This window comes from Streptomyces swartbergensis, assembly GCF_002148965.1.
GTDB classification, from domain to species: domain Bacteria; phylum Actinomycetota; class Actinomycetes; order Streptomycetales; family Streptomycetaceae; genus Streptomyces; species Streptomyces swartbergensis.
In genome coordinates, this window is sequence record NZ_NGFN01000726.1 from 1 (window position 1) to 1,160 (window position 1,160).

Below are 1,160 nucleotides of genomic sequence, written 5' to 3' on the forward strand. Positions count from 1 at the left end.
GTGTGGTGAACCGGGCGGCCGAGCGCATCGCGAACGGCACGTCGGGACTGCCGTTGCCGGCGGCGACGAGGCTGGACGCGTACAAGATCTACTGCGACGAGGCCTACCACGCCTTGTACAGCCTGGACGTGGTGGAGCAGGTGAGCGGTGCGACGGGGGTCGAGGTGCCCGACTACGACTTCGCCCCGTTCCTCGACCGCCTCGACRGCCTCGGGGCCTCGGTCATGCCCGGTGAGACGACTCTCGTTCAGCTGCTGCAAGTGGTCGTCTTCGAGACGCTGGTCACCTCGATCCTCAAGGACATACCCAAGGACCAGTCGGTGGTCGGCACCGTACGGGAGGTCGTGCGCGACCACGCCCAGGACGAGGGCCGCCACCACGCGTACTTCGCGGCGTTCTTCAAGGAACTCTGGCACGACCTGAGCCCCGCCCTCCGGGAGCGGGCCTCGCGCTGCCTCCCGGAACTGGTCAGCAGCAGCCTCACGCCCGACCTGGTGCCGGTGCGCGGCTCCCTCCGGCTGGCAGGACTGGACGAGGCGGCGGTGAGCGAGGTCGTCGCCGACGTCTACGCCCCTGATAAGACCCGGGACAGCATCCGGGCCAGTGCCCGGCACACCTTTCAACTGTTCCAATCCGTAGGCGTGTTGGACGTGCCGGGTGCACGGGACTCCTTCATGTCCGCCGGGTTGCTGTGACGACGGCCACGGGAGAAGGAAATGACTGAAGAGAGCCGTTCCCTCCTGGGGACGCCGGAAAGCGTCCCTGAGGAGGGCATCTTCTCGCTGTCCGAGCTGGACGGCAAAGACCTCGACGCCCTGGTACGCCGGTCCTGCGACTTCTTCGCCGACCGGAGCGACCACGACCGCCCGTTGCGGGACACCATCGCGGGGATCCTGTTCACCAAGACCTCCACCCGGACCCGTACGGCCTTCACGACCGCAGCGCTCCGGCTGGGCGGGCAGGTCATCAGCTACGGCCCGCACGACCTCCAGCTGGAGACCGGTGAGTCCCTGGAGGACACCGGCCGTGTCTTCGGGCGGATGCTGGACATGCTGGTCGCGCGGACCGCGGGCCCAGTCGAACAGCTGCGCACCCTGTCCCGCTACGGCGGGATCCCCGTGGTCAACGCCATGGGACAGGAGGAGCACCCCACCCAGGGC

Annotated in this window: 1 protein-coding gene and 1 pseudogene; both read left to right on the top strand. The window is 68.4% G+C overall.

The features are described from left to right. Positions 1-695, top strand: a 695-nt coding sequence (locus CA983_RS43915; protein ID WP_158101949.1) for a diiron oxygenase, incomplete at its 5' end; no start/stop codon positions are given. A 21-nt stretch (positions 696-716) separates the two neighbouring features. Further along, positions 717-1,160 (top strand): annotated as a pseudogene (locus CA983_RS43920) (ornithine carbamoyltransferase); the annotation flags it as partial.